This window comes from Streptococcus sp. HMSC077F03, from assembly GCF_001812375.1.
GTDB lineage: Bacteria > Bacillota > Bacilli > Lactobacillales > Streptococcaceae > Streptococcus > Streptococcus oralis_S.
The window spans coordinates 1-4,828 of record NZ_KV808806.1 but is presented as its reverse complement, the minus strand read 5'-3'; the positions used below and the strand labels follow the sequence as shown (position 1 = coordinate 4,828).

The 4,828-nt window shown below is 36.8% G+C and carries 5 protein-coding genes and 1 pseudogene; all 6 read left to right on the top strand.

Going from position 1 to position 4,828, the window contains the following annotated elements; translation table 11 throughout:
- A pseudogene (locus HMPREF2853_RS09530) lies at nt 1-1,200 on the top strand (hypothetical protein); the annotation flags it as partial.
- Between the two features lie 15 nt (nt 1,201-1,215).
- Nucleotides 1,216-1,575, top strand: coding sequence for a TIGR04197 family type VII secretion effector (locus tag HMPREF2853_RS09525; protein WP_001128422.1), 360 nt, complete (start codon nt 1,216-1,218; stop codon nt 1,573-1,575).
- Nucleotides 1,575-1,931, top strand: a complete 357-nt coding sequence (locus HMPREF2853_RS09520; protein WP_070536143.1) for a hypothetical protein — start codon at nt 1,575-1,577, stop codon at nt 1,929-1,931. Before HMPREF2853_RS09525 ends, HMPREF2853_RS09520 begins: the two co-directional genes overlap by 1 nt.
- Before the next feature lies 1 nt (nt 1,932).
- Complete coding sequence (locus tag HMPREF2853_RS09515; protein WP_070536141.1) at nt 1,933-3,549, top strand: hypothetical protein; 1,617 nt, start codon at nt 1,933-1,935, stop codon at nt 3,547-3,549.
- A gap of 13 nt (nt 3,550-3,562) precedes the next feature.
- Nucleotides 3,563-4,105 carry a hypothetical protein gene (locus HMPREF2853_RS09510; protein WP_000447740.1) on the top strand — a complete coding sequence of 181 codons (543 nt, stop codon included), beginning with the start codon at nt 3,563-3,565 and terminating at the stop codon, nt 4,103-4,105.
- Entirely contained in the window at nt 4,098-4,388 is a 291-nt protein-coding gene (locus HMPREF2853_RS09505) for a DUF4176 domain-containing protein (RefSeq protein ID WP_070536138.1), read from the top strand. Before HMPREF2853_RS09510 ends, HMPREF2853_RS09505 begins: the two co-directional genes overlap by 8 nt.
- The last annotated feature ends 440 nt before the right edge of the window (nt 4,389-4,828 follow it).

Below are 4,828 nucleotides of genomic sequence, written 5' to 3'. Positions count from 1 at the left end.
AACCGTCGTAAGAAACTCCTTGCGGACTATGGAGTTGGGACCTTGGACCTCTATCGTCAGGCCAGTGGTCAGGAAGAACCGGCTATTGTCATCCTCTTAGATAGCTATGAAGCCTTCAAGGAAGAAGCCTATGAGGCGGAACTCTTCAAGCTCTTGGTGCGTATCTCTCGTGAAGGTCTCAGTATCGGGGTTCACCTCTTGATGACAGCCGGTCGTCAAACCAACCTTCGTGCTCAACTCTATTCGAACTTCAAGCACCAGTTGAGCCTGCCACAGAATGAGGCAGGTGAAGTGCGAGCCATCGTGGGCTCTACGCCACTTGCAATGACCATGGAAGATATCAAGGGACGTGCCCTTATGAAGCGGGAAGAGGTGGATGTCATCCAGCTGGCTCTCCCAGTTTATGGAGCCAATGACACTCAAGTACTCAACAACCTACGTCAGGAAGTCGCTTCCCTCCAAGAAGCCTGGACCGGCCAGCGCCCAAGTGCCATTCCGATGGTGCCAGAGGAGTTGACGATGGAAGAATTTTTGAATTTGCCTGGTGTACAAGAGGCTATTCAGAATCGGGAATTGCCGATTGGTTTGGAGTTTGAAATGGTACAGAGTATTGCTATTTCGTTTAATCAATTAAAAAGCTTGATTTATCTGTCTGATTCTGCTGAGTCATTAGAAAATCAAACACATCATTTATTGAATACATCACTCTGTTTTGGAAAGAAATTAAAAGTGATGCTTGTAGATCCACTGGAGGAATATAGGTCTTATAGTGAAAAAGTGTCAACGTATATTAGTAGTAAAAAAGAGATTTCTGAAATAGCTCAACAATTAATATTTGAAGTTAATCGTCGACTAGAAGGAGACTTATACTCTGATTGGTTGATTTTTATGCCAAATATAAAAGTAATTGTTGAGCATGGTCTGTCAGAAAAAGATTTGGACTTTTTATTCAAAAATGGTTTGCGTGTAGGATTGCATTTTGTAATTGGTGGTGAGTATTCATATATTGGAAATAACATCCATGAAGTTCCGAAATATCTTAAATCCAATGCGCAGTGGGTTATGTTGGGTATGCGTTTAATGGATCAAATGTTTTTAGATAAACCTTATAATAATAGAGAGGCTCGACTAGAGTTGGATGAGGTTTATCTGCATGATCGTAAACAAGCTGTTAAATTAAAAATTACTAAAAATGACTAATTTGGAGGAATTTGTATGCCACTAATACAAAGTAAAGAAGAAGTAGCTAGTTCTATTGCATCTGGAATTGCTAGCTCATCTAGTAGTATTATATCTGGAAATAAAGTTGTTCTAGACCAATCGAGTGAGTATCCAGGAAATAGTACAGCTGCGGAGAAGATTCCTAAAGAAGCTGAGTACGCGTCTTCTATTGCAGAGGTTTTAAATGGATTTGTTTCACGGATACAGAGTACAGCCGCTGAGTTTGTAGCAGTGGATAGTCAGCTTGCTGGAAACATAGATACCAATACTTCTGCGCTACCTCAAACGAGTGCAGTTCCAAAGAATAATACTACATTTGTTCCAAATAGTAGCTATTTTTCAGAAGAGGAATAATGAAGAAACTAACATTAGAAGAAATCGATAATAAATCAAAAGAACTGGATAATTTTCTAAATCAACTAAGTTTAGAGAAGAAGAAAGTTACTCGCAAAGAAAATGAACTATTTGAAATGCATCGACAAAGTCTGCTTCCATTGCGACAAATCTTAGAATTGCCTCTATCGTCAAAAGATTATCAAACTTATCAAGATTTGATAATGGACATAGGCAGTGTAGGTGCATTAGTCGAAGCGTGGTCGGAGGAACGACAAGATTCAATCAAGAAACAAGAAGACCGGTTGGAAAGAGAGTTAGATGAGCTCTGCTATGCTCGAAAGAAATTAATGATAGAACAGGAGTCGAATAATTAATATGGTAAAAATGGTATTAGGATCTTCTGATACGCAGGGTCAGACAATGGCTTCTGTGGGAGAAACTAGAATAGCCTCCTACGATCAAGCAGTTTCTGCATTATCAGCATTTGATAATGCAGGAGATTTGCAAGGGGCAGCCTATGATAGTGGTAAACAATATGGTATGAATGTAATCACTCCCTTGCTCAAGGGAGCTATCATGTATACAGAATTGGTGAGCGAAGCTGTTCCAAAGCTACCATCAAAATATCAATCAGAGGTTGGCGATGAGGATCTTGATTCAGAGGTACTTGAAAGTGAAATTCGTAGTCTTGAAGCTAGTCTTCACAGCCTTAGAGGGATGTACAATGCAATGGTTGGAGACGAATCTACAAGTGCAAGCACTTTAAGTAGTCTTTCAAATCGTATGGATGAACTCCTAAAACAAAGAAATGAAAAAATAGATAAGCTCCGCAAGTTAAATATGTTTGCTGGAAGTTCTAATGAAGTTTTTTCTGTAGGGGAAGGTAGTAGCTTAGTTGATGACTTAGCTCAAAATCTCCAAACGGGTTTAAGTCAAATCCAAACAGAGTTTTCAAGTTTTAGTGGTACTTTTCCCAAGCACTCTGTGCATACTCTGGGATGGGCAAAGAATATCGAGGGTGAGTGGGAAAATAAGGTTAAGATTGACGGAGATTATAAGAAGGTTCTTGAGAAAATAAAAGATGGCAAAGAACTCTCTGAGGATGATGTGAAAGCGCTCGAAGCTTATCGAAAACGCTATAGAAGGGACCTTCCTGATAGTGTGAATAATGCTTTGAAGAATTATGTTGAAAAAGAAATCAATGACATTGTAAAAATGATATCAGATGCTTCAGAGGCATATAAAAGAGGAGAAATTGGTGAAGAAGCTTTAGATAGTGTTATTAACTTCCTTAAACAAAATGGTATAAATATTTCTCTAGAAGATCTCAAAAAAGCATCTGGAAAACTTTTAGAAGATAGTTTAATCTCAAAATTGAGTGATAAATGGTCTGAGTTAGCGACAGAACATTACACCTCTTACATACTTCCATATCAAGTTCCATATTTAATCAATGGCTTAAAATCACAGATTGGGAATACACTAACGAAATATGGATTAAGTGCACTTCTATCAACTGCACCTGGATCTACAGTTAATAAAATGGTGGGAGAAACTATTGAGAAAATTGGAGATGCTGTAATACCGTTAGTGAATAAATTAGATGGATTCTTAGGGAGCGCTAAATTTGCAAAAGCATTACCATTTGGATTAGGAGCGGGACTTGACTTTGCAGGGCAATTATTAGGTGGCGAAGATGTTGGAGATGCCGCAGTTAAGACAGGTGGACATCTCCTGATTCAATTAGCTTTAGGTACTGTAGGTGGTCCGATTGGTTTCCTTGCTGGTGTAGGATTGTCAATGGGATTTGATTATCTATATGATAAATATGGAGATAAAGTTGTGGAATTTGCTGGTGATGTTTGGGATAGTACAAAGAAAGTAGTAGGTGATACGATGAAATCTGTTGGTGATACAGCTGAGAAAATATGGGACAGTGCGGGAGATGCAGTTAATGGATTTTTCTCGGGGTTAGGTAGTGTATTTAATTAAAAAGGATGTACATATGGAAACAATTATTAATTTAGGGATATGGGAGAACAAAAATTATCATTTTGATTGGGAGAATAAGGTATTGCTAGAGGAAACATCTTCTCCTAATTACTGGTCTTATATTCTATTGCCTGTTACGCTATACATTATCAATAAAATTTCTGATATATTGGCTGAAGCTGGAATATTTAATAATCAGTTAGTCCGAGTTGGGACGGTTCTGATTTTAGGCGTTTTATCTTATTTTTTAGCCGCTTTGATTATCAGATTTTACCACGGAACTTTAAAATTAAAAAAATCAGAGTTGGATGAGGAACAGAGTAAGAAATTTGTCAGATCTTTGAAGAGAAGAAGGGGGTACTTTAAATGTCTTCTTAATCTTTTTAGAATCCTAACTGTAGTCGCTATTCTTTTGTTTGTCATTGGAAATGAAACCATTGCCGTACTCTTTTTGCTGGTTAGTTTTTTAGTGATATTTATGTTCAAATTTGATTACCAACTTAATAGATGGTTTGAAATCATTAAAATAGTAGAAAAAGGAGAGAAGAATGTCTAATTTATTACCTATTGGTACTATTGTTCGTCTACATAATGGGACGATTGATGTGATGATTATTGGTAGATTTCCATTGTACAATCAAGAGGGTACAATTGGCTATTTTGATTATGTAGCATGCCTATATCCAACAGGGGCAGCAAATGAAGAACTCTTATATTTTAACCAAGAGAATATTGAAAAGGTGGTATTCGAAGGATACCATTCGAAAAAAGAGGACGAGTTACAAGAATTATTCAAGAAACAAAAGGATAGTATTAAATATCCAAAATTGAAGGTATAATTTAATTTATAGGTTTATTTCCAAAACAATAAACTTACTAACTTTCATTCGTGGGGGATCTATATTAAAATTGTAAAACTATTTGTTACTTGGCTCTTTATCACCTGTAGTGTGTTGATGAAAAGTGAACATTGAGAGAGGACGAGATTCGTTCTCTCTTTTTTATACTCTCAACTCTCTATTTAGTGGCTAACCTGAACTTGAAAGTAAATATTAATCCAAATTTATAGTGTAAAAATATAGCTTTGTTCCTGTGGGAAGTGGGCTATTTTGATATTGTGGTATAATAGAACAAGAACATTTTCTTTCTAGTACCTTGAAAATTCTATATTATCGCTTGTTTATCTGATCTGCTATTTACAAAAAAATATCCTATCCCTCGCTGTTAACTTCCACCCACATGATGTAGCTTTCTTGCTGATTGACTATAAGGGTGGTGG